The following is a 24,547-nucleotide window of genomic DNA, read 5'->3' as shown; positions in this document are numbered from 1 at the left end:
TTGCAAGCAATCTGGTCAATGGATTAATTTTTAATCGAAAGAAGTTTGACTAGATGAAGCGAGAAATTGAAGCAAAGTATCTATATAGATGCTATGAAGATTTGGTTGTTTTATATGACAAGATAGAAAATGTATATGTTTTATTTGAGGATGTTTTTGCAGATATGTTTTCTATTATGATGAAAGAGAATGAAGAAGCTGAGTATATAATTCATAGAATCATGGAAATGTATGATGTCGATTATGATACGGTCGCTAATGATTATAGAGAATTTGCTTTTCAATTGGATTCTATACTGAAGATGGAAACGCAAATGCATCAAGCAAATACTGATGCAGATAAGTATGATGAGACTGAAAATTATGTATTTGACTTAATGACTGAACGATGTGTTCCTTTTACAGCAAATATAGAAATTACAGATAGGTGTAATTTAGAGTGCGTTCATTGTTATAGATCACAGGAATCGGAAAATCTCTGGAATGTTGAAAATTTTGAGAAAGCTTTGCAGCAATTAAAGGCGCTAGGAACACTACATGTTGTATTTGCAGGTTCAGAGCCTCTTATGCATCCAGATATTCTAAAATTTATTGAATTGGTAGGAAAATATGGATTTGTATTAACTTTACAGACCAATGCAACATTGATTAATGATGAAATCGTTGAGGCACTTAAGAAATGTACGGTCAAGATGATTTTTGTATCTCTTTATAGTGATGATGCTTGTATACATGAAAGTATTACAAAACGCGTTGGAAGCTATAAAAAAACAATTTCCGCAATTAAGCGATTGAAATCAGAAGGTTTTATTGTTCGAGCAAGTGTATCTATTTTTGATGTTAATTCCAATCAGGTATATGCTGTGAATAATTTATGCAAAATGTTAGATATACCAGCAGGATATAATTTTAAGATTATTCCGGCAATTGATTCAACTAAAGACACAGTGTCTTTGAATACATTCAGCGCTGATAAGCTTTATGAGTATATAACATCAGATAAATTGAAATTATTAGAAGGAGCTATAAAACGAAGTAAAGATAAAGAAGGAATAATTCCTGATAGATACTGCGCTACTAGTTTTAGAAGCATCACAGTGACATATGATTTGGATGTTGTGATTTGTAATGCTTTTCGTAAAAAATGTGGGTCATTTTTAGAATCTGATTTAGATGATATATGGGGACAATCAGATGAGATTCGTCATTGGAGAGAAGTTACGTCAAAGGTAAATGAAAAGTGTTCTAAATGTGAGGCATTCCATTATTGTGAGCCATGTCCAGCACATAGTTATACATTAACTGGTGATGATGAACATATTGACAATATCACGTGTGAATACGGAAAGATGTTTAAAGCCGTATGTGACAGAGCATGTTTATAAGCTAATTATATTTCTTTAAATATAATAATCTAAGGGATAAGGAGGAACGCAACATGAAGAAGACATACAAGAAGTCTGCTGTAAAGGTTATCAATGCAGTAGTAGTATGCGGAACCTGCTGTACAACTAATACTTATAAGACACAGTAATGTTTTAATAATTATTGGCTGGCCAGTCGATGAGCCTCCCTTTGTCCTATGCGATAAGGGAGGCTTTTTTTATGAGTTTGAAATATCTTTTAAATGTCATGTTGGAATATGAAGAAAATTTACATGCGTTCGTAGAAAAATATTTAGGGTTAGATTTTTCGATGACGTATAATATTTTTCGCAAATTCCATTTCATAAAGAAATAGACATAGTCTATTGCCATCGGTAAAATTAAGTTACCACACAAAACATACGCGGAGGCAATAGCTATGTCTGGTAACATTATACAGCTCAATGAAGATCTCATAAAGAATAATCTTAGAGATTTGGTTCTAAACAGCGTAGAAGAAACGCTCAATGCTCTGCTTGACTATGAAGCTGATGAACTTGTAAAAGCAGATAAATACGAGCGTTCCGGTAACAGGAAAGGATATCGGTCCGGTCATTATGAAAGAAATTTTTCTACTACATCCGGAGACGTCAAGCTTAAGGTTCCAAAGCTTAAGGGAATTCAGTTTGAGACAGCAATTATTGAGCGTTACAAACGTCGGGAGTGTTCTGTTGAAGAGGCACTGATTGAAATGTATTTAGCTGGTGTTTCGGTGCGTCGTGTTGAAGACATAACAGAAGCACTTTGGGGCAGTAAAGTTTTACCGGGTACTATAAGCAACCTCAATAAGAAAGCATATACGCATATTGATGAATGGCGCTCCAGACAGCTTACCGTGGAATATCCTTACGTCTATGTAGATGGTGTTTACCTAAAACGCAGTTGGGGCGGGGAAATACAGAATGTATCAGTCCTTATAGCTATCGGTGTAAATAGTGAAGGATATCGTGAAATCATTGGTGCTGCCGAAGGCATGAAAGAAGACCACGAAAGCTGGAAAAACTTCTTCTCCGGTTTGAAAAGTCGCGGATTGAAAGGAGTCCGTCTAATTATCGGCGATAAATGTCTCGGCATGCTGGAAAGCATCCCTGAGGTTTTCCCTGAAGCGAGATACCAGAGATGTACAGTGCATTTCTACAGAAACGTTTTCACTGTTATCCCAAGAACAAAAATGCGCACTGTTTCAATGATGTTGAAGGCAATTCACGCCCAAGAAAGCAAGAAATCGGCTCGCGAGAAGGCGAATTCAGTAGTACAGCAACTTCGTGATATGAAACTTCCGGCGGCCGCAAAGAAAGTGGAAGACAGTATCGAAGAGACGCTGACATACATGGATTATCCAACTGAACACTGGAATCGTATTCGAACAAATAACACGATAGAACGCGTCAACAGAGAAATTAAACGCCGTACAAGAGCAATTGGAGCTTTCCCCGATGGGCAGAGTGCGCTGATGTTGGTCTGTGCTCGGTTGCGCCATGTAGCAGCATCAGACTGGGGTTCTAAACGATATTTAAACATGAATCACTTATTTGAACTGGAATTTCAACACCAAATCGATAATTTTGATGCCACAAGGTAACTAGGCAACAGATGGCTGAAAATAGAATTTGCGAAAGAATATTGACACTACCAATTAAAAACTTCCGATAATTTATACTTATCGGAAGTTTTACTACTCTCTTTAAATAGTATACCATATATATGTTCTGTTTTAAAGATAAAAATGAACAAATAATACAATCATACTTCGAATGCATTTATATAATGCTGAACTCTATACTCCCCATTTGGGTACATATATACTTCAATGACATCAAATCGGAAATTTATTTGTGTGAAACGTTTTAAATGAGCGTACCACATTGCAGTACGTATGATTTTACCTTGCTTGTGCTTTGTGACGGCTAAAGCAGGCTGTCCGTAATTATCATTCCTGCGTGTCTTTACTTCGACAAAAACAACCGTTCCGGTATTGTCTCTGGCAATAATATCAATTTCACCGATTTTGCATCTGTATTGACGTTCCATAATTGTATATCTTTTTTGCCTGAGATAATCTGCGGCCACATTTTCGCCAAAATTTCCAAGCGGTTTTGTATTCACTTCAGCTTGCTCCTAGATGCGTTTTTATCCATGCGGTATATATACGCCAGCACCTCAGCCACAGTTGTATATAATTCTGCAGGAATTTCTTTATCAAGCTCCAAGGCCATCAATAGATTAACAAGTGTTTTATTCTGGTATACAGGAATCGCATTGCTTTGTGCTGCAGCCAAAATTTTCTCAGCTACATAGCCTTTACCCTTTGCGGTAACCTTTGGTGCTTTATCAACCAAAGGGTCATACTGAAGTGCAACTGCTTTTTTGGGGATATTGGGATTATCCTCTGCTTCCGTTACGGGAATACTGTTATTTTTACTCATGATACTTTAGCTCCTGCCATTGCAATGCTAAGATCAGCCAACTGAAGCGGTGACTCATCAAATGACTTTTTAAACTCAGGTATGTATTGTTTAAAATCCTCGACTGTGTTCGGATCCGAAAATAATACCCGCACATCAAGATTTGTTTTTTCATACAAACGAAAAGTGACGTCAACAGCACCAATATTTTCAGTCAAAAGGCATAGTCTTACCCAGGTCTCTCTCTTTTGCTCTCCCGGATTTTTGGGGTCATCCTCTTTCTCATCATATACATGAAGATATGTCGGATAAGGAGTCTTTTCGTTTTCGCCAAGATATAACGGAATCATAAAATCCATAGAGCGGATTCCCTGCCTGGATTGAAGACTTTCCGAGGCAGTCATGGATGATTTAATCATCCCGGCAAAATCATATACCTTTTTACTTGCCTGACGTAAATTTTGAGGATTTTTTTCCTTCAGATTCGCTAAATCACACAGTTCCATAAAAGCCCACAACCTGGTAAGCTCAGGAAGATTCTGCTGCTCAGCGGCCTGTTTTACCGCTGCAGGTACATTTGCCTGACAAAGCCTTAGCAGCAACTGCAGCTGTTTAGCATCATTTTCTGACATAAAATCCCTACGCTGATTGATAAAATTCATCAAAAGCGCAGAATCCTTCTCCGTGAGCTGTGCATCCTTGAGGAGCAGTGACGCCAAAGATTTCAGATTCTGCATAGTTTCTTTTGTATTTTCTATCAAGAGCTTCTCCGGCTGAGCAGTCTTTTGCTGTACAGGTTCCTCAGCATTGCGCAGTAGTATTTCGTTATTTCGCTGCACTTCATTATTATTTTGCGGCATATCAAAAGCCTTCTGATTTTGTTCAGTCTTTCCGCTGCCCTTAAAGGCTTCCATATACTGCTTCTGAATTACTTCGTTCGTTTCCGAAATACTCTCACCGGCATTTTCATTCAAAGCTCCGGAAAAAGTACTGTTCATTTTCTGAGCAGTCTGTTCTTCTGGTGTTCCCTGAATTTTTCCCCTGACAGCAGTCTCTGCGTTGGATGTCCCGGGCTTGAGAAACTCGTCCGCAGGCATTGTCGTTTTGCCGCTTTGATTTTTTACTGCCTCATTTGACGTAGATTCGCTTTGTACTTCTGTATTGGGGATATTTCCCTCGCTCGGTCTGAAAATACGCGAGGAGCTGTTGTCCCTCATAAGGATATTTTTTGCCCCATCAGCAGTGTTGGCATTATTACTGAAAACGGATTGGTCTCTTACCGTCTGAAAATCCCTTCCCTGCAGTTTATCCTGTAAGGAAAAGGCGTTTCCTGATTCTTTTTGAGCAGCAGTGTTTTCTGGTTTTGATGTTGTAATAATAGATTTTATTAGTGTATCAAGCCTTTGCTGAGTGGCTAAATTGTTAGAATTTGCCTGAGAATTAGCATTTCCTGGCTGATTCGCATTGTCGTTGGATTTTATAAATTTGAGCAGCTCAGGGGATACATCATCTAATTCCTGACCATTTATTAATTCAAATGAAAATTTGTGTAACAAAGCCGGTTCAGAAATATTTTTGTTCTGCTCCGAAAAAAGCTCCTTCATATTTTTCAGCAAGGCCTGAATACTTTCATCAATGTCCTTCAACCCACCCTGCTCACTTAAAGCAGCCATCTGGGATAACATTCGGCCCAATGTCAGCATTTGGTCTACTGAGAAACGCTGGCTTTCAAGTGTGCTGCCCAATCCATTAGATAACGTAGACTCCAATGAAAAGGACTGCTCCAATATTTGATTTAAAATTTTCTGGATTTGTGGAGACAAACTGGTTTCATTTGTCTGTCGTTCCTGTGAGATTCTTGACAGTATTCCGGCCATGTCCGCAACTGAGTTTTTTATATCAACATTTGTCTGTGGGGAAAAAGCCGAAGTGCTTCCTACACTTCTTTTGGCGGAAGATGAAACCTCCTGACTTGTTCCCTTGCTCTTTACATTCGATATTTGTGGAGCTAATGATGTTGAGCCGGTTTCCATACTCATTTCAAACACCTCTATTAGTTACTACTGATAATGGAAGTTATCGGTTCGAACGATTTCCTGTGAATCGGGCACGGGCCATACTTTCTTATTGCCGCTATGTGCTCGGCAGTGCCATAGCCCTTATGCTTGGCAAATCCATATTCAGGATACTGTTTGTCATACTGCAGCATAAGTCTGTCACGTGTAACCTTGGCAATAATAGATGCAGCCGCAATAGACGCCGATTTTGCATCACCTTTAATAATCGATAAGGACGGTATTTTTAACTGATCAAGCTTGACCGCATCAATAAGTACCTTCTGCGGCGGCGGATCCAACGCTAAAATTGACTCATACATGCCATTCATCGTTGCCTGATATATATTTACGCGGTCAATGACCTCCGCGTCTACGATAGAGCAATGCACAGCAATCGCTTTTTCGAAAATCTCGTCAAAAAGAATTTCCCTGTTTTGAGGAGTAACCTTTTTGGAGTCGTTCAGCTTATTGATAAACGTTCCGATAGGTAAAATTACGGCAGCTGTAACAACCGGTCCTGCCAAAGGACCTCTTCCCGCCTCATCAACGCCGGCAATCAACTGAAAGCCTTCGTTTTGAGCCTCGTATTCATATTTATATAAAGCCTGTACGCGCTGATACTCTTCCTGTTTTTTGCTATATTGCTTCCAAAGCCTCTGAACACCCTGCCTTGAATCATTCTTGCAAAAATCTACGAGCTCCTCGGAAACATCATCAGAAGCAAACAACGCCTGTAACTCTTTAATCTTTAAATTTTTAAAGTCCATCTGTTTCGCCCTCTGGAATTTCATCTAAAGTTATTCCGCCAAGATTCCCTTGTCTGAAATCAGACAAAATATGATTCATGGTCTTTTCCGTATCAATTACGCCGCCCTTTAACAGACAGCCCCTCTTCTTCCCTATTTTCTCGAAAATCTCCATAGGGGAGCAGTCTAATTCATCGGCCTCAATATTATATCGTTTACTTAGGGCGATTTTATAATTGTTTCGAAGCCATTCAAGCAAAATTAGTACTGCAGATTCAGTATCGTACACATCATCATTTATAGAACCAATCCATGCAAGCTTCAAACCCACAGAAGGATCCTCAAACTTAGGCCACAATACGCCCGGAGTATCCAGCAAATCCAAATCCTTACGAAGACGAATCCACTGCTTGTCACGGGTAACACCCGGACGATTCTCTACCTTCGCCCGTGCCTTGCCTGCGAGACGATTAATCAAAGAAGACTTTCCTACATTCGGAATTCCGAGAATCATAGCTCGGGTAGCACGTACAAAAGCGCCCTTTTTCTCGTACATGGCATCCTTTTTCTTTGAAGCATTGGCCGTCAGCTGCACAAGCTCACGAATCCCCTGTCCTGTCACGGAATTCAATGAAACGGCAGGTGTACCGTTATCCTTGAACCATTTTATCCAAGCCTTTAACTGTCTGCTATCTGCCAAATCAGCTTTATTCAGTGCAATAATATGCGGTTTTGATTTCAAAATCTCCTGAAACCACGGATTTCTGCTTGAAACAGGTACCCGGGCATCAACCAGCTCAACAACTACATCAACAAGCTTCAAATTTTCCTGTATCAGCTTCCGTGTCTTCTGCATATGGCCCGGAAACCACTGAATAACAGGAATCTGTTTTATAATATTATCTGCATCCTGCATACTTATAATACACTCCTTAGCTTTATAGTCATTATGAACAGATATAACATTGATTCTATTATAACGCCTTTGTTTAAGTTTTGCCAAAAGCAAAACTACCTCTGTCAGCGTTTCAACGAGGCAAAAGTTTTTTGCCGAGTTATAATGCCTTAAATAGAAGTTTGCCATGGGCAAACTTTCCTCAGTCGCATTTCAACGAGGCAAGACATCGTCTGCCGAGTTATAACGCCTTTGTTCAAGTTTTGCCAAAAGCAAAACTACCTCTGTCAGCGTTTCAACGCGGAATAATATTTTGACGAGTTAATTCCGCTTTTTTATCCGGTAGCAATTTAGATAAATTTAGCGTTTTGCTTACTTCATTGTATGTCAACAACTAAGCCATAATACATCAAATTTGAAGATTTCCACTACATTTATGTGGGAAAATATAAGAAACTGCGTTATAATAATAGGAAAAATTTTATTAAAGGTTGTGTTGGAATATTGAATCCCTATGAACTAGGATTTGGAATTTTCTTTGTCCTGCTCTGTATTATCATTAACGGAATTTTTGTGCTTATCGAGACAGCGATAAACGAGAGCCACAAGAGCCAGCTGGACAGGCTTCTTGATGAAGGCCATACTGCTGCCCGCAAGGCGCTGGATATCCTGGATAATCCAAGTACTCTGCTGACTGTAGTACAAATCGGTATCACGCTGACAGGTATTGTCACAGGTGTTATATTGGGCGTCAGGATTGCGCCGATTATTTCAACCTTGCTCGATATGCAGTACTCCTTCTGTCTTTCTATTGGATTGTGTATCGCGGTTACGACTTTTTTCAGCATCATAATTGGTGAATTTCTGCCGAAAAAGCTTGCTCTGCAGAACCCCGAGTCTGTACTGATGGACCACATTACTTTACTTGAGTCTCTTGAGCGATTTTCTGCTCCATTTGTGAGATTTCTTTCAGGAACGGCGGACAAACTGCTGCTGCTCGTTGGAATAAATCCTCAGATTGATGATACTGTCACCGAGGATGAAGTAAAGGATTTGATTGAGCAAGGTACAGAGGATGGTACCTTTGAAAAGACAGAGCAGCACATGGTTGACCATATTTTCCGTATGAGCGACCAGACGGCGTACTCTTTGATGACACCACGAACTCAGATGCTGTGGCTGGATTTGGAAGACACGCTTGAGTATAATCTGAAGCTGATTCAAAAGAATCCCGACATTGTTTTCCCTGTAGGCAAAAATAATCTGGATGATTTTTGCGGCATCGTTTACGCGAAGGATTTGCTTAATGCAGCGATAGATAAAAAGCAGCTGAAGCTTGAAGATTATCTGCAGAAGCCGCTGCTTATCCCCCGCTCCATGGAAACCTTCCGCGTCATGGCAAAATTTCAGGAAAGCGGAGTGCATGAAGCCGTCGTACTGGATGAATACGGCGGTGTTATAGGCTTTATTACCCTCAACGATATTCTTGAAGAGATTATCGGTAACACACTTGACCAGGATGAAAATAAGCTCCCGGGCATATCTCTGCTTGAGGAAAACAAATGGCGTATCAGCGGTCTTTGCGATATTGATGATTTTAAGGATAAGTTCGATATTGAAGTACTTCCAAATGAGGAAAAAGACCATTATCAGACTATGGGCGGTTTCCTGACCTCCAACTTTGGATATATTCCGAAGGTCGGTGAAAAGTTCCAGTGGAATGATTTTACGTTCAGGATAACGAAGCTTGATCGGGCACGTATAGACCAGTTCATCATGGAATACACACCAAAACAGGAAATTGAAGAGGACGAAGAGGAATAAAAAAATCTCCATTCAGCAGAAAATATATCTGTTGGATGGAGATTTTTTGCACTCATTTCCATGAGCAGAAAGTTTTTTCAAGCAAATCAAATATGCAAAATACAGTAAGCCCCAGCAAACTAAGAACTATTATTCCGGCATACATTTCAAGGTAGTTAACCCTGAGCCACGCGTCCATAATGAAATAACCAAGTCCGTATTTAGTACCGAAGGTTTCCGTAAAAAATAAAACAGATATACTGGTTGCAGTACTGATACGAAGTGCCGTAAGCAATCTGGGCAATGAAGCCGGCCACAGAATATCGAAAAATATGTCATTGAATGAAGCTCCCAAAGATTTCAGCGGATAATACAGCTCTTCGGAAATATCATGAATGCTGTCGCGTATGGACAATACAATCTGGAAAATAATAATCGCAAAGATAATCAGAACCTTTGATGTATCACCTGTTCCAAACAGCAGCATGACAATAGGAAGCAGCGCAACCTTTGGAACCGGATACAGCAGGTATACCAGCGGCGAAAAAAGGCGCTCTATTTTAGGAAAATAACCAATGCATATTCCAAGCGGAACTCCGATCAGAACTGCGCAGCTAAGACCGATTAGTATTCTGTAAAGGCTGTGAAGCAGATGTGCTGAAATCGTAGTTCCAAAGATCATATACAATTTTTGAAAGACCTTAACAGGGTGCGGAATGATAGGAAGATTAACAATCAGAGCAAAAATCTCCCAGCAAATCAAAATTATAGCAGCCCCTGCAAGGCATGATAAAAATGATGTATTAACCTTATTATTCATTTAATTCCTTCTCTAACAGCAGGCGCAGATTATATACAAACTTCAAATATTCTTCAGATTGTACTTTATCCTTGCGTCCAAAAAATGGATTTTGGATGGTGGAAAGAATTTTTCCGGGGTGCTTGGAAAAAACTATAATCTGCTGCCCCAGGAATACGGCCTCTTCAATGAAGTGCGTGACAAAAACGGTTGTCACGGAAGCATCCTTCCAAAGAGAGAAAAATACCTTCTGTATCGATTCTCTTGTTATGACATCAAGTGCTGAAAATGGCTCGTCCATCAATAAAACGTCAGGCCGAAGCAAAAAGACACGCGCAAGTCCCACACGCTGCTGCTCTCCCCCCGATAACTGTATCGGATATCTTTCAAGCTTGTCCTGCAGCCCAAGTTCATTGACTAAAATTTCTTCAGTTTTTCGGCGTGAGGCAAGCGGAACGTTTTTGATTTTGCATCCCAGCTCAATGTTTTCTTTCACTGTTTTCCATGGAAGCAATCCAAACCGCTGCGGCATAAAACCGATATTTATTTCACTTGGATTGACTGCTTCACCGTTGAAAGTAATTTTCCCGCTGTATCCGTTTTTCTGAAGTCCGGCGATACATCGAAGAAATGTCGATTTCCCCGAGCCTGACGGTCCGATTACGGCGCACGTAGTTCCGGTATCTATACTGCATGAGATATCCGTGATAGCAGGAACCAGCTCTGTATCTGAGTGATACGAGGCGGACAGATTAGAAATAGTAATCATTTAAAAAAGTCCCTTAACGACTAAATCCTGATAGGAATATTTGTCTGAAACAAGTTTCTTGCTGTTAAGCCACTCCATACATTCAGTAATATCTTTTTCCTCAGGCAGCGCTGCCTTGTGGTAAGACGGTAGCTTCAAAGCACTCTTCGCTTCTGAAGGGAAGCCGTTTTTCTCAATAATGAAGTCAATGTATTTTTCACGGTCTGTGGATGCCAAATAATCTACTGCCTTGTTATATGCACGGTAAACCGCCGCAATTTCGCTGTTTTTATCCTTTACAGCAGCCTTCGTAAACATCATAACACCCGGATTGATTCCCAATTCCGCGGAATCCGTTACAAATTTGCAGCCGTGAAATATCGCAATGCTGGCCATAGGCTCAGGAAGTGTTGCCGCTGCGAGCTTTCCGTTCTGCAGCATTTCAAGACGAAGAGGGATCTGCGGAATAACAACCTTTTCTATATCTGTATCAGACATATTGTTTTTTGCCAAAATCTGGTCGGTTACATACTCAATAATCGTATTTTTCGATACAGCGACATCCTTGCCTTTGAGCGTGCCGACTCCATTCGCCAGGTCAACTGATTTACCTGCAACAAGACGGTAGTTTCCGTCTGTCATGGAAGTAACGCACACATCAAATCCTCCGGATTTTGCAAATGCTACTGCCAGAAGATCAGACACTGCACCGTCTAAGTTTCCGCTCTGCATAGCAGCATCTCTGTCCATAGCACTTTTAAAAGGCATCAGCGTAACTTCAACGCCTTCTTCCTTAAAGTATCCGTTTTTCTCAGCGATAATGAACGGGATTGAATCCGTATCCGGCATCAAACCGATAACAATAGGCTTCTTGCTCTGCGATGGTGTTTCGGCTTTCTTTTCGGAGTTTGAAGCTCCGCATCCGGCAATCAATAATGTAACAAACAACAATAATACAGCTATTTTTTTCACTTTGAATCCCCCTGTATGAATTTAATTTGTTGATGAAAAGCTCTCAAAAATTTTTGTCATTTCCTTGAAATAATACAGTGCTTTGGAAATTATACCGGCGTTGTTCTCATACAGCTCTGTTGCTTCATTCTGTATTTTTTCCACGCGTTCCTGCATTTCCTGCAGCCTTTCGACCTTTTCGTTTACCTCATGAATGATTTCTGCCGACTGGCGCAGAGCATTCTCTACATCTTTTAATTCATTTTTTGCTTTATCATAATTCGATGTGTTTTCTTTTTGCTCTTCCTGACGTTTCTTTTCCTTTCCGCTTACCTTATCCCATACCTTATCTATCGCTGAGGCATTATCCTTTTTCTTTTTTATTTCATCATTTCTTTTTTGGGCATCTGCGGCTTCGGCTTCCAGCTGTTTTTTACGCTGCTCCAATGCCTTTTTTTCGATTTCAAGATTTTCTTTTTCTCTGTTCAGTTCCTCTTTTTTCTTCTTAATGTCAGCTTCCTGCTCGCGCATTGACTGTATCTGCCGCAGCTGTTCATTTTCGCTTATCTGTTGGCGGTCATTAAAATATCCAAACAAGAAAAAACTGCTTATTACAGAAAACAAAAATAATACGATAACCATAACCCATTTCTTCCATCGGGGTGTTTTGTTATCGTTCGAAGGTTTTTTATTACCGTTCAATGGCTGTTTCTGCTGCGGAAGTTCACGAAATGAGCTTTGAGGTTCCCGGACAGCAGGCATAAACTGTGTCTTATCGTCTGCCATGGCAGAGAAATTATCTTTATCAAATGTCGAATCCTTATTATTATCCATCCGTCGTCTTCTTTCCTTCCTGAACAGCACCGTGTTCCTTATGCATTGTTTCACACAGCCGTCGCAGCGACCACATTATATTGAAGGGGGTAACAACAGCTTTGTATTTAATTACAGGAACGTTTTCGAGTTTCAGGTTCGATAAAAATTTATCCAGTCTTTTGTCCTTCAGATGTACAAAAATCAGTACTTCATCTGAAAAATTGAAGTTCTCTCCTTCACTGTCCTTTGCAGGCAGAAATCCTCTTCTACCCAAAAGAAACCCTATCTTTTGATTCCAATTTTCAAAAGGGACAATCTGATTTTCGATGTTCATTTTGCGGCATATTGATTTAATCTTATTTACAGTTTCGTCATTCGTGAAATTGTATAATAAAACTTTTTCCTTAAACTGTGCCATAATAACCTTTTCACCGTCCCTAAGTAGATATTATAATGCCTTAAATCAAAGTTTGCCATAGGCAAACTTTCCTCTGCGGCATTTCAACTCGGCAGGACATCGTCTGCCGAGTTATAACGCATTCGTTATTGTTTTGCCAAAGGCAAAACTTCCTATGCCAGCGTTTTCCCAAGTGGGACTAGATCCGCGTCGCGCGAGGCAGGAAATACGCTCTCCGCCTGTTACTTGTTCCCACCACTACTTACAGAAGTGGGAGACATCTTTTTGCCGAGTTTTAACACAAGAAAAGCCCTTCTGTAGCCTAAAAAGGTACTACAGAAAGGCTTTGAAAACAATAATCAGCGGATTGTCTTAAGAATTTCCCTTAATTTCTTTGTTCTTTCAAGTGTTTCTTTGCGGACATCTTCCGGGTCAACCTTGATTCTTGCAACGCCGGTATCCATAGCTGCCTTTGCTACAGCAGCTGCAACAGCAGGTGCTACATTAGGGTCAAATGCACCCGGAATTACATAATCCTCACGGAGTTCTTCATCCGGAATAAGATTAGCAATAGCATAGACCGCCGCCTTTTTCATTTCATCATTTATTTTTCTTGCGCGGACATCAATTGCTCCACGGAAAAGTCCCGGGAAAACGAGAACATTGTTTACCTGATTCGGAGCATCCGAGCGGCCTGTTCCGACTACACGTGCACCTGCTGCCTTTGCGTCAGCGTAGCTCGTCTCAGGATCAGGGTTTGCCATAGCCAGAACGATTGCATCCTTATTCATATTTTTTATGATATCTGCTGTAAAAACACCGGGCTTGGATACGCCGAGAATTACATCTGCACCTTTTGCAATATCAGCCAGAGAGCCCTGTTTCTTTTCGAGATTTGTTTCCTTAAGCAGCTCAGCCTGAACACGGTTGATTCTGCTCATGTCCATGCCTTCGTACATTGCACCTTTTGAATTAATCATTGTGATATGCTTTGCACCAAGATTCAAAAGCAGGCGCACAATAGCTGTACCTGCAGCACCGGCGCCGTTAGCTACAATTTTTACCTCTGCAATATCTTTCTTGACAAGGCGCAGTGCACCCAGAAGTGCTGCAGCACATGCAATCGCGGTACCGTGCTGGTCATCATGGAAAACAGGAATATCCATCTTTTCAATAAGAGCATCCTCAATGTCATAGCACTTCGGAGACTCGATATCTTCAAGGTTGATTCCAGCAAAGTTCGGCTGCAGATAGCGGACCGTTTCAATAAATTTGTCCTTGTCCGAGGTATCAAGACATACAGGAATAGCATCAACGTCAGCAAATACCTTATAAAGAACGGATTTGCCTTCCATTACAGGAATACCTGCCTCAGGACCGATATTGCCGAGACCTAAAACACGTGTACCGTCAGATACAACAGCAACCATATTGCCGCGGCACGTATATTCAAAGGAAAGATCTTTATCATCTTTAATCTTTCTGCACGGCTCTGCTACTCCCGGCGTGTAAAGAACGCTCAAATCATGCGCATCCTCCAGTTTTGCTTTTGGGATTGTAGCCAGTTTTCCATTATGCTCCCTATGAACCTTCAAAGACTCTTCGTTTAAATTCATCATAATTTCTCCTTCCAGATATGATTAACAGAAATTACACTTTAACAATATTACATCACTTTTATATATGTACAAGTATATAAATAAAGACTGTTGATGTCAACAGTCTTTACTGAAATTCATAATGTACTTTTTACGTTTATTGCAAATTCAGAAGCTTTTCTGAAAGCCTTAACAGTTCTGGGTTATTCAAGCTGTTTTCCCAATGGATTTTACCTTTTTTACCGGAATCGTTAATCAAATCATAAGCTTTAAGTTTCCTTTTAAGTTGGCGGGCAATTCCCGGAGCACCGTCGAATATTTTCACTTTATCCCCAAGCACTTCTTGAATCATACCCTTTACAAAAGGATAATGTGTGCAGCCCAAAACAGCACAGTCTGCATCCATTCCCCCGACACTTGTAATTTTTTCCGTCAGATATTGTCTAAGGTTTTCGGAATATATTTCTCCGCGCTCCACAAATTCCATCAGTCCCGGACACGGACAGCTTATAATCTCGGCATCCCCTCCGAAACGGTCAACCAATGACATGAAGCGTTTTGAGCGAAGTGTTGCTGTTGTAGCCATAACCAGAATTTTACCTTTTGGTGCTGCTGCTACTGCAGGTTTTACTGCAGGTTCAGTCGCGACAATAATCAGCTTTGGATATTCCGCTCTAAGTCTCTTTGCTGCAACACCTGTGATAGTATTGCAGCCAATGACTATAGCTTTGCAGCCCTGATTTACAAGATTTTCCATTACATCATCAGAAAGCTCCATGATTTCAGAGTCTGACTTTGTTCCATACGGGGCATTCACAGAATCTCCGAAGTAAATATAATTTTCATTAGGCATAAGAGCAACAAGCTCCCGAAGTACGCTTACACCGCCTAATCCCGAATCAAATACGCCAATTGGCTGATTCTTTTCCATTTCGGCATCCCTTTCATAATTTCATTCAAAACAAAAACCCGGAAATATCTCCGGGTCAGTAATCATTGGAGGCGACACCCAGAGTCGAACTGGGGATAAAGGTTTTGCAGACCTCGGCCTTACCACTTGGCTATGTCGCCATAAAAAAGGGAACTGTAAAGTTCCCACAGATATTAAATTGGAGGCGACACCCAGAGTCGAACTGGGGATAAAGGTTTTGCAGACCTCGGCCTTACCACTTGGCTATGTCGCCGCTGGAGCGGAAAACGGGGCTCGGACCCGCGACCCCCACCTTGGCAAGGTGGTGCTCTACCACTGAGCTACTTCCGCAAATGGCGACCCGGATGGGACTTGAACCCATGATCTCCGCCGTGACAGGGCGGCATTCTAAACCGACTGAACTACCGGGCCGTTTATCGCTACTGATTAGCGACAAGTAATATTATACATACTGATGTACGCATTGTCAACGAAATACGCCTCAAAAATCAGCATAGCACGTCATTCATAATCAATCATATTTTCCTCGCACCATTCTTGTGCAACCTTCATAAAATACTCATGGAGAAACGCTTCCCATTCCTCAGTCAGCTTCATTTCACGCAGGAGCTTCTTGCAGTACGGCTCTCGCATATTCTGATTATAAACTTCCTGAAGCCTTCCCCTACGGTCATCATCAACATGCTGAGAAGATATAAAATCTCTGAAAAGCTCTCGAAAATCGTAATCACCCAAGTTGGGGACTACAACATAGCGCTGCCAATTCTCTTCCCACATAATAGACTGATCCATTTGAGCCTCTTCTTCCTGCTCAAAATCTTCAACATCTGCATTTGCTGAGACAGTAGAACCGGACAGCAGAATCCTGCCTTCCTCCAAATCTACATATCCGGTGTGCGTTTCCGATACCGCAAAGGCATCGGCCAGTTCATGAAGTTTAATTTTCAAAATATGACTCCCTTTTAAATTTAAATCTCGAACAATTCTTCTGCTGTATCAAGAATTGAATCGCGTCTCTTTTTGGCTTTAAGAAAATAATCATGTATTTTCTGCCTGTCTTTTGCTTCCATATATTTTATCACATCATCCAAAATCGACTGAACCTCGCGCAGATGTGCTGTAATTGCATCCGCATTCGTCATGCATATATCTGCCCACATATCAGCATTTGATGACGCAATACGTGTGGTATCCTTGAAGCCACCTCCTGCGAGCTTGATGCAGGATTTCATATCCTCGTCACTTCGTTCAAGGAGCGTAACTAAAGCAGCTGCTGCAACATGAGGCACGTGACTGATAATAGATGCGCATCTGTCGTGCTGTGCTACCGGCAGAGTCGTCAGATTTGCTCCGGTTAAGGTCATAATATCCTCGAACCATTTTACCACATCAGGCGGAGCAGCGGTTTCTTTTATAATAACATAGCACTTGTTTAAAAATAAATCCTTGCCGGCTGCTGATACGCCACTCTTTTCTTTTCCTGTCATTGGATGTGCCGAAATATAGTATATATCATCAGGAAGCAGCGGTGTTATCGAATCCATCAGAAATTTTTTCGTACTTCCGGCATCCGTAATTACCGCGCCTTTTTTCAGATGTGGAAGTATCTGCTTTACCATAGGAACCATCTGGAGCACAGGAGTACTCAGATAAACAAGGTCAGCATCCTTTACTACCCATGCCACATCATCTGAGGCTTCATCAACCGCCCCCAGCTTTACAGCAGCATCCATTGACTCTTTATGACGGCAAAGGCCGCGAATATGGACATCCTCACCCAGCTTATCCTTTAATGCCAGTCCAAAAGAACCGCCAATCAATCCAACTCCGATAATAGCAAGATTCAATTTTGCCATTGTTTATTTTCTCCCCATAATCTCTGCGATTTTCTTAACATCCTGCATCAATTCCGCAAATTTCTCAGGCTTCAAGGACTGATCTCCGTCGCTCAGTGCCTGCTCCGGATGCGGATGAACCTCGATAATCAGACCGTCTGCTCCGGCAGCGATACCCGCACGTGCCATAGGCTGGACCATCTGCCAGCGGCCTGTTCCGTGACTCGGGTCAACGATTACAGGCAGGTGCGTAAGCTCCTTCAAAGCTACTACCGCGGACAAATCAAGAGTATTGCGCGTGTATGTTTCGTATGTGCGGATACCTCTTTCACAGAGCATTACGTTGTCATTGCCGGCGCTCATTATGTATTCTGCCGCATTCAGCCATTCAGAGATTGTTGCGGAGATACCGCGTTTCAGCATTACAGGCTTGCTGCCATGCCCTACGGCCTGCAAAAGGCGGAAGTTCTGCATGTTTCTGGCACCTATCTGAAGAATATCAGCGTATTCCGATACCAGCTCAACATCATTCAAGTCAACTATTTCAGTGATTATCCGCAAATCGTATTCGTCACCAACCTGCTTTAACAGCTTGAGTCCTTCTTCGCCAAGTCCCTGAAAATCATAGGGAGAAGTACGGGGCTTGAATGCGCCGCCGCGAAGGAACTGAGCTCCGGCTTTCTTTACTGCAGCTGCTGTCTCACGAAGCTGTTCAAGACTTTCAACGGAACAGGGACCTGCCATAACTGCCAATTCTTCCCCGCCGATTTTAACTCCGCGGACATCAATAACTGTATTATCTGCCTTAAACTCGCGACTTACAAGCTTGTATTTTTCAGTAATACGGACAGTCTTTTCAACGCCCTCAAGTGAATTCATCTCCAATTCACCGATACGCTTTTTATCTCCGATGACACCAACGATCGTCCGGTTTTCACCAACGGAAAGATGCGCTGACAAACCTGAACGCTCAATCTTTTCCTCTACTTTTTTCAAATTTTCTTTCGTAGCTGATGGACTCATTACAATAATCATGACTTTTCCCTCCAATTTTGAATGCAAAAAAGCCCGCCCCCATACAGGGACGGGCTCTAAGCTCGTGGTACCACCCTGCTTGCTCATAGCAAGCCGCTTTTTCGGATACAAGTGTATATCCTAGTCTATGATAACGGTGACAATCCGGCAAAGCCTACTGCCAGTTTACTGACACAGTAACACTGTGCCGGTACACTAATTCAGCCCGCTGCTTGCAAGTGTATTTCATTAAGGCACTTTACTGCGTTTCACCAGCCCGCAGCTCTCTGAAAAAATGACATTAATTACTTCTCTTGCGCATCGCATTTACAATAATATGGTGATAATATAGCATTATTTCAGAATATTGTCAACAAAGATATCACAAAATTGCAAATTGTATACACAACAAATACATAGACACCTATTAAATCTTACGAATTAATGCAATTTCGTCACAGTTCGGGAATTTGGGACAGTCAATACAATCCTTCCAGACCTTGGGAGGCAGGTCTTCCTTAACTATCACCTGAAAGCCAAGCGTCTGAAAAAAACCTGGCTTGTATGTAAGAGTGAAAACCTTCTCTGCATTAAGCTCTTTTGCTTCCTCAATCAGGCGCTTTACTATTTCCGTTCCGATTTTCTGACGCGCTTTCTCCGGAAGAACCGCCATTGAACGTACCTCCGCCATACGGTCCCACACAATATGCAGCCCGCCGACACCTGCTATCGTGCCGTTATCATCGGCTACAATCATTTCTCTGAGAGTTTCATAAAGAGTGTTTCTGGATCTTGCCAGCATTACACCCTCATTTGCATACTGATTTATTAAATTGTATATTTCTTCTACATCATCGAATGTAGGTTTTCTGTATATCATTTCTTCTCCTCGACATTTTCTGATTTACTGGGACATAAATCATTTAAAAAGCACTTTGAACATTTCGGGCGGCGCGACTGGCACAGGTTTCGTCCATGCCATATAAGCCAGTGATGCGCGTCCGACCAGCTTTCTTTCGGAATCAGCTTCTGAAGTCCCTTTTCAACCTCTAACGGAGTTTCTCCTACGGCAATACGCAGTCTGTTTGAAACACGAAAAACGTGGGTGTCAACAGCAATAGCAGGCTTGTTAAACGCAACACTTGAAACAACATTTGCTGTTTTTCTCCCGACACCGGGAAGGCTGAGCAGCTCTTCAAAGGTCTCAGGCACAGCTCCGTCATATTTCTCCATCAAAATACCGCAGGCAGCGTAGATATTTTTTGCCTTGTTGTGATATAACCCGCAGTCTTTGATTTCTTCCTCAAGCGCCTTCAGTCCCAAGTCAAGAATCTTTTGCGGCGAATCAGCTTTGGCGAAAAGCCGCGCTGTCGTTATATTTACCCTTTTGTCAGTACACTGTGCGGAAAGAATCACAGCAACCAATAGCTCAAAGGAATTTCTGTATACCAGTGCAGGCTTTGCACCCGCATAATGCTCAGAAAGTCTTTCAATTATTTCCGCTTTGATTTTTTTGGTCATCCGCATCTGACATACCTCCCAGGAAGAAAAGAGCCCTTTGCAGGGCTCTCTTTTCTTAATTCGTTAAGCTTCTGACAGGAGCCGGAATACGCCCGCCCCGTGCAATGAATGCCTCAGAGCTGAACTTATTCCTCACAGGAACAATCGGGCAGTATCCCAAAAGGCCGCCGTATTCTACGACATCTCCGACCTTCTTGCCCGGAACCGGGATAATACGGACAGCCGTGGTCTTATTGTTAATCATACCGATAGCAGCCTCATCGGCAATAATCCCCGAAATAGTAGCTGCTGATGTGTCTCCCTCAATGGCAATCATATCAAGTCCGACAGAGCACACGCAGGTCATTGCCTCAAGCTTCTCGATAGAGAGGCTGCCGGCGTTGATTGCGTCTATCATGCCCTGATCCTCACTTACAGGGATAAATGCGCCGCTCAGGCCGCCAACATGAGAGGATGCCATAAGACCGCCCTTCTTGACTGCATCATTAAGCAGTGCCAAAGCAGCTGTCGTTCCCGGTGCGCCGCAGCTTTCAAGGCCCATTTCCTCCAGGACATTTGCTACACTGTCTCCAACTGCCGGAGTCGGTGCCAGCGACAAATCAATAATTCCAAACGGAACGCCAAGACGTTTTGATGCCTCACGGGCTACAAGCTGACCTACGCGGGTAATCTTAAATGCAGTTTTCTTGATTGTTTCGGCAACCTCTGTGAAATCAGCACCTTTAAGCCCTTCTAGCGCATGCTTCACCACGCCCGGTCCACTTACGCCTACACTGACTACGCGCTCAGCTTCACTTACGCCATGGAATGCGCCGGCCATGAACGGATTATCTCCGGGTGCGTTTGCAAATACAACAAGCTTCGCGCAGCCGATTGCCTGTTCATCACGGGTAAGCTCCGCGGTTCTCTTGATGATTTCACCCATCTCACGGACACAGTCCATATTTATGCCTGCTTTAGTAGAGCCTAAATTGACTGAGGAGCATACAAGCGATGTGCTTGCCAATGCCTGAGGAATTGAGTTCAATAAAATTCGGTCACCGTTGGTGAAGCCCTTTTCCACCAAAGCAGAGAAACCGCCGATAAAATTGATGCCTACTTCCTTTGCAGCTCTGTCCAAAGCCTCTGCCACAGGAACATAGGTATCTGTTTTACATGCTTCCGCTGCAATCGCAATCGGAGTAACTGACACACGCTTGTGTATGATTGGTATGCCGTATTCAGACTCGATTTCTTCCCCCGTTTTTACGAGGAACTCTGCTGACTTGGTTATTTTATCGTAAACATTCTGGCAGAACTGAGTAATATTCGGGTGAGCACAGTCACGAAGGGAAATACCCATCGTAATAGTACGTACATCCAGTTTATTCTCAGTTATCATTCGATTGGTTTCAAGTATATCGTCAATCGTTATCAAGGTTATTCCTCCCAAAAAGAAATTGTAATTTAAATAGTATGCATGCTGTTGAAAATATCCTGATGCTGTACTTTAATTTCCAACCTCATTGCTTCTCCCTTTTCTTTCAGGAGCTTCTGCAAATCAGCCAATTTCAGCTTGTCATCTGTCATCTCGGCAATAAGAACCATATTGAAAAAACCGTCCATGATATTCTGATTGACGTTTAATATATTGACATTATTATCAGCCAGAATTGAGCTGACTGACGCAATGATACCCACCTGATCTTTACCGACAATAGTAACAACAATTTTCATTGAAAATTTTCCTCCATTCAGACTGCATATACTGTACAATTTTACAAATCATACCACATTATAAGGCTATAGTTCAAGGTTTGCGCATGTAAAAAACGTCGTGTATTCATGGGAAAAAATAATACCAAACAATAAAATAAAGACTATTATTAAAAAATTTTTTCATCTATAATATAGAAGATTACTACTTAGGAGGTCTTTTGATGAAAGAATCGGCTTACATCGATGGCACTTTTATTGATTTGAAGGAATATGCCGTACAGCTTGAGGATAGAGGGTATCAGCTTGGTGACGGCGTTTATGAAACCCTGCGTGTTTATGACGGCGTATGCTTCGGGGTTAAAAAGCATCTCGAGAGATACAGAAATTCCATGCGGGCATTAAATATTCCTATCACTGATACGGATGAAGAGCTTTACAATTTATTTAATGAAATGATTCAAAAGACAGAAATAAAGGACGGACTCATCTACTTCCAGTTATCAAGAGGAACTGCCCCCCGTTCTCTGCAGTCTCCATATCCGTCACTGCCCCATCTGAATGTCATTATCCGTGATACACCTATAAACACCGAATGGCAGGAAAACGGTATACGCGCCGCATTGGTTGAGGATATCCGCTGGCTTCGCTGCGATATCAACTCTCTGAACCTGCTTGGTAATGTTGTCGCAATGGATCAGGCTGTAAAGGCTAACGGCGCAACGGCACTCCTTTACCGTAAAGATGCCAATATCATTACAGAGGGCGTGGATGCCAATTTCTTCGTTGTAAAGGAAGGAATTCTCTGGACACATCCGAAAAATAATCTTATACTTCCGGGCGTTACCCGGGAACTCATCATGGAAAGACTTTCAAAGCAGCTTGATTTAACAGTTGTTGAAAAAGCTTTTAAACCTGAATTTGCTTATTCTGCTGAAGAAGCTTTCCTCACAAACACGGAAAATGAAATCGTTCCGGTAAAGGCAATCGACCGCAACACTATTGCAGACGGGAAACCCGGCGAAATCACGAAATCACTCCAAAAAGCATATCGTGAACTTGTAAAAAAAGGAATCGACATGGACGAAAACGAATAAGCAAAGAAAATACTTATTTTTTGTAAAAGTTTTTCATGTATACATTGACAATGAAAATCCAGCTTCATATACTGTAATTATGTAATGTCCGTAAGGTACAATAATACAATCAAGGGAGAGTGTTTTTGATTATGGCAGAAATGCAGCCTGTTAAAATTACGGAAACAATCCTTCGTGACGCACACCAGTCTTTGTGCGCTACCCGTATGCGCATCAGTCAGATGCTGCCTCAGTTGGAAGCATTGGATGAAATCGGCTTTAATGCTCTTGAAGCATGGGGCGGAGCTACGTTTGATACATGTCTTCGTTTTTTGGATGAGGATCCGTGGGAAAGACTGGATACTCTTAAAAAACATTTGAAAAAAACCCCTATCCAGATGCTTCTCCGCGGCCAGAATCTTCTCGGCTATAATCATTACTCGGATGATGTTGTCCGTGCTTTTGTCCGTAAAGCATCGGAGCATGGCGTGCGTGTTTTCCGTATTTTTGATGCACTGAATGATATACAGAACCTCCGCACATCCATTGATGAAGCACTCAAGTGCAAGGAGAAGCCCCATGTTCAGGGCTGTCTCGTATATACTGTCAGTCCGTACCACACGAACGAAACCTTCGTTGAGCTCGCAAAAGAGCTTGAAAAAATGGGCTGCCATTCTGTCTGCATCAAGGATATGTCCGGCCTTTTGAAGCCTTACGTTGCCGAGGATTTGGTAAAGAAATTAAAGGCTGCCATAAAGGTTCCTATTGAGCTTCATACCCACTACACAAGCGGATTTGGTTCCATGACATATCTTAAAGCAATTGAAGCAGGTGTTGATATCATTGACACAGCACTTGCACCTTTTGCGTGTGATACATCTCAGCCCTGCACTGAGACAATGATTGAAACACTTAAGGAATCCCCCCGTGATACAAAGCTTGACCGTCAGAAGCTGATTCCTGTTTCCAAGCACTTCACACAGGTGAAGCAGGATCTCATCAAAGAATTCAATCTTAAAGGTTATTTTGATGTCAATCCTAATGTTCTGGACTTCCAGATTCCGGGCGGTATGCTCTCCAACCTTACGAACCAGCTCAAGGAACAGGGTATGGAAGACAAATATCAGGATTTGCTTGATGAAATGCCGCGTGTCCGCGCTGACCTCGGTTATCCGCCGCTTGTTACTCCATCCAGCCAGATTGTGGGCAGTATGGCTACGTTCAATGTCATGTTCGGACGTTACAAGATGGTTCCAAAAGAATTTAAGGATCTGGCCCGTGGCAAATTCGGTCATACGCCGAAACCAATCTCACGCGACTTCTTGCATTCCATCGGTATTCAGGATTCGGAAATCATCACAGACTGTGCTGTTGAGGATGCAAAAGAGAAAACAATGGCTCAGTTCCGTGATGAGCTCGCTGAAAAAGGATATGAAAACGCACCTGAGGAGGATGTACTTTCCTATGCTCTCTTCCCACAGGTTGCTGAAGAATTCTTCAAAAAGAATCTTCGTTCAATTTCCACGAATAAGGCAAAGAAATTGCTTGGAGAGCTGCTTCAGATTGATGATGCAAATGAACTTAAAAAGCATCTTCATGACACTCTTGACAATTGATAAAACAAATCAAAACCACCCGTGAAACGGGTGGTTTGCTCAGGCCCTATAAGGGCCAATTACCTGTGGTAGCACCCTAAAGGGCGCATCGAAACAATCTGGCAATCACACTATTATCACTGGCAGCCCCCTACTCGGGGGCTTTTTTCTTAGCCTTTTTTCTCTCGCTTCCCCGTAAACGGGTCCACTGATTCAAATAAACTTAATTGATCATTTGCAA

General features: G+C 42.0%; 24 protein-coding genes, 4 tRNA genes and 1 other annotated feature. Of the genes, 5 read left to right on the top strand and 23 right to left on the bottom strand.

Translation table 11 applies throughout. The features are described 5' to 3' along the window. Positions 1–53 precede the first annotated feature (53 nt). Both BUA83_RS11900 and BUA83_RS11895 read left to right on the top strand, forming a co-directional pair. A complete protein-coding gene (locus BUA83_RS11900; protein WP_072936506.1) occupies positions 54–1,385 on the top strand; it encodes a radical SAM/SPASM domain-containing protein in 1,332 nt (443 codons plus the stop codon). A gap of 418 nt (positions 1,386–1,803) precedes the next feature. Beyond that, positions 1,804–3,006, top strand: a complete 1,203-nt coding sequence (locus BUA83_RS11895; RefSeq protein ID WP_072936505.1) for an IS256 family transposase — start codon at positions 1,804–1,806, stop codon at positions 3,004–3,006. A 161-nt stretch (positions 3,007–3,167) separates the two neighbouring features. Here the strand turns inward: BUA83_RS11895 and BUA83_RS11890 are convergent, their stop codons facing one another. From BUA83_RS11890 to ylqF, 5 genes are read right to left on the bottom strand one after another with little or no spacing between them, the layout of a single operon-like run. Beyond that, positions 3,168–3,530 carry a YraN family protein gene (locus BUA83_RS11890; RefSeq protein ID WP_072936504.1) on the bottom strand — a complete coding sequence of 121 codons (363 nt, stop codon included), beginning with the start codon at positions 3,528–3,530 and terminating at the stop codon, positions 3,168–3,170. Next, positions 3,527–3,850 carry an EscU/YscU/HrcU family type III secretion system export apparatus switch protein gene (locus tag BUA83_RS11885; RefSeq protein WP_072936503.1) on the bottom strand — a complete coding sequence of 108 codons (324 nt, stop codon included), beginning with the start codon at positions 3,848–3,850 and terminating at the stop codon, positions 3,527–3,529. The genes BUA83_RS11890 and BUA83_RS11885 overlap by 4 nt, the downstream gene beginning before the upstream one ends. Continuing rightward, positions 3,847–5,868 (bottom strand): hypothetical protein, encoded by a 2,022-nt coding sequence (locus tag BUA83_RS11880; RefSeq protein WP_144340543.1) that lies wholly within the window; start codon positions 5,866–5,868, stop codon positions 3,847–3,849. The genes BUA83_RS11885 and BUA83_RS11880 overlap by 4 nt, the downstream gene beginning before the upstream one ends. Before the next feature lie 14 nt (positions 5,869–5,882). Further along, on the bottom strand, positions 5,883–6,653 hold the full coding sequence (locus BUA83_RS11875) for a ribonuclease HII (protein ID WP_072936501.1): 771 nt from the start codon (positions 6,651–6,653) through the stop codon (positions 5,883–5,885). After that, positions 6,643–7,548 carry a ribosome biogenesis GTPase YlqF gene (gene ylqF / locus BUA83_RS11870; RefSeq protein ID WP_072936513.1) on the bottom strand — a complete coding sequence of 302 codons (906 nt, stop codon included), beginning with the start codon at positions 7,546–7,548 and terminating at the stop codon, positions 6,643–6,645. Before ylqF ends, BUA83_RS11875 begins: the two co-directional genes overlap by 11 nt. A gap of 483 nt (positions 7,549–8,031) precedes the next feature. Between ylqF and BUA83_RS11865 the strand changes: the two genes are divergently transcribed. Continuing rightward, positions 8,032–9,351 carry a hemolysin family protein gene (locus BUA83_RS11865; RefSeq protein WP_072936500.1) on the top strand — a complete coding sequence of 440 codons (1,320 nt, stop codon included), beginning with the start codon at positions 8,032–8,034 and terminating at the stop codon, positions 9,349–9,351. A 52-nt stretch (positions 9,352–9,403) separates the two neighbouring features. On the opposite strand, the gene BUA83_RS11860 is transcribed toward BUA83_RS11865, so the two are convergent. The 18 genes from BUA83_RS11860 to BUA83_RS11775 form a co-directional block, all read right to left on the bottom strand. Then, a complete protein-coding gene (locus BUA83_RS11860) occupies positions 9,404–10,150 on the bottom strand; it encodes an ABC transporter permease (RefSeq protein ID WP_072936499.1) in 747 nt (248 codons plus the stop codon). Then, positions 10,143–10,898: an ABC transporter ATP-binding protein gene (locus tag BUA83_RS11855; RefSeq protein WP_072936498.1), complete on the bottom strand. Its 756-nt coding sequence runs from the start codon at positions 10,896–10,898 to the stop codon at positions 10,143–10,145. Before BUA83_RS11855 ends, BUA83_RS11860 begins: the two co-directional genes overlap by 8 nt. After that, on the bottom strand, positions 10,899–11,849 hold the full coding sequence (locus BUA83_RS11850) for an ABC transporter substrate-binding protein (protein ID WP_072936497.1): 951 nt from the start codon (positions 11,847–11,849) through the stop codon (positions 10,899–10,901). 21 nt (positions 11,850–11,870) lie between these two features. After that, entirely contained in the window at positions 11,871–12,662 is a 792-nt protein-coding gene (locus BUA83_RS11845) for a hypothetical protein (RefSeq protein ID WP_072936496.1), read from the bottom strand. Next, on the bottom strand, positions 12,655–13,062 hold the full coding sequence (locus BUA83_RS11840; RefSeq protein ID WP_072936495.1) for a DUF3783 domain-containing protein: 408 nt from the start codon (positions 13,060–13,062) through the stop codon (positions 12,655–12,657). The genes BUA83_RS11845 and BUA83_RS11840 overlap by 8 nt, the downstream gene beginning before the upstream one ends. A gap of 338 nt (positions 13,063–13,400) precedes the next feature. After that, entirely contained in the window at positions 13,401–14,657 is a 1,257-nt protein-coding gene (locus BUA83_RS11835) for an NAD(P)-dependent malic enzyme (protein ID WP_072936494.1), read from the bottom strand. Positions 14,658–14,796: 139 nt separating this feature from the next. Further along, complete coding sequence (murI, locus tag BUA83_RS11830) at positions 14,797–15,570, bottom strand: glutamate racemase (protein ID WP_072936493.1); 774 nt, start codon at positions 15,568–15,570, stop codon at positions 14,797–14,799. A 66-nt stretch (positions 15,571–15,636) separates the two neighbouring features. Beyond that, a tRNA-Cys gene (locus BUA83_RS11825) sits at positions 15,637–15,710 on the bottom strand. 39 nt (positions 15,711–15,749) lie between these two features. Beyond that, positions 15,750–15,823, bottom strand: a tRNA-Cys gene (locus tag BUA83_RS11820). Positions 15,824–15,825: 2 nt separating this feature from the next. Further along, positions 15,826–15,900, bottom strand: a tRNA-Gly gene (locus BUA83_RS11815). A 3-nt stretch (positions 15,901–15,903) separates the two neighbouring features. Beyond that, positions 15,904–15,981: transfer RNA gene (locus tag BUA83_RS11810), tRNA-Asp, on the bottom strand. Between the two features lie 90 nt (positions 15,982–16,071). Further along, positions 16,072–16,518 (bottom strand): UPF0158 family protein, encoded by a 447-nt coding sequence (locus BUA83_RS11805; RefSeq protein WP_072936492.1) that lies wholly within the window; start codon positions 16,516–16,518, stop codon positions 16,072–16,074. A gap of 20 nt (positions 16,519–16,538) precedes the next feature. After that, positions 16,539–17,426, bottom strand: a complete 888-nt coding sequence (locus tag BUA83_RS11800; RefSeq protein ID WP_072936491.1) for a prephenate dehydrogenase — start codon at positions 17,424–17,426, stop codon at positions 16,539–16,541. 3 nt (positions 17,427–17,429) lie between these two features. Then, complete coding sequence (gene aroF, locus BUA83_RS11795) at positions 17,430–18,440, bottom strand: 3-deoxy-7-phosphoheptulonate synthase (RefSeq protein ID WP_072936490.1); 1,011 nt, start codon at positions 18,438–18,440, stop codon at positions 17,430–17,432. A 42-nt stretch (positions 18,441–18,482) separates the two neighbouring features. Next, positions 18,483–18,750 (bottom strand) — a binding site (T-box leader). Positions 18,751–18,846: 96 nt separating this feature from the next. After that, entirely contained in the window at positions 18,847–19,299 is a 453-nt protein-coding gene (locus BUA83_RS11790; RefSeq protein WP_072936489.1) for an N-acetyltransferase, read from the bottom strand. After that, positions 19,296–19,946, bottom strand: coding sequence for an endonuclease III (gene nth, locus BUA83_RS11785; protein WP_072936488.1), 651 nt, complete (start codon positions 19,944–19,946; stop codon positions 19,296–19,298). The genes BUA83_RS11790 and nth overlap by 4 nt, the downstream gene beginning before the upstream one ends. 49 nt (positions 19,947–19,995) lie before the next feature. Beyond that, positions 19,996–21,357, bottom strand: a complete 1,362-nt coding sequence (locus BUA83_RS11780) for a PFL family protein (RefSeq protein ID WP_072936487.1) — start codon at positions 21,355–21,357, stop codon at positions 19,996–19,998. A 29-nt stretch (positions 21,358–21,386) separates the two neighbouring features. After that, positions 21,387–21,656 carry an ACT domain-containing protein gene (locus tag BUA83_RS11775; RefSeq protein ID WP_072936486.1) on the bottom strand — a complete coding sequence of 90 codons (270 nt, stop codon included), beginning with the start codon at positions 21,654–21,656 and terminating at the stop codon, positions 21,387–21,389. A gap of 203 nt (positions 21,657–21,859) precedes the next feature. On the opposite strand from BUA83_RS11775, the gene dat reads away from it, so the two are divergent. Next, a complete protein-coding gene (gene dat / locus BUA83_RS11770; protein WP_072936485.1) occupies positions 21,860–22,732 on the top strand; it encodes a D-amino-acid transaminase in 873 nt (290 codons plus the stop codon). Positions 22,733–22,872: 140 nt separating this feature from the next. Continuing rightward, a complete protein-coding gene (locus BUA83_RS11765; RefSeq protein WP_407695190.1) occupies positions 22,873–24,327 on the top strand; it encodes a pyruvate carboxylase subunit B in 1,455 nt (484 codons plus the stop codon). Positions 24,328–24,547 lie beyond the last annotated feature (220 nt).

It is taken from the genome of Schwartzia succinivorans DSM 10502 (genome assembly GCF_900129225.1).
GTDB lineage: Bacteria > Bacillota > Negativicutes > Selenomonadales > Selenomonadaceae > Schwartzia > Schwartzia succinivorans.
This window is presented reverse-complemented; position numbering and strand designations above follow the sequence as displayed.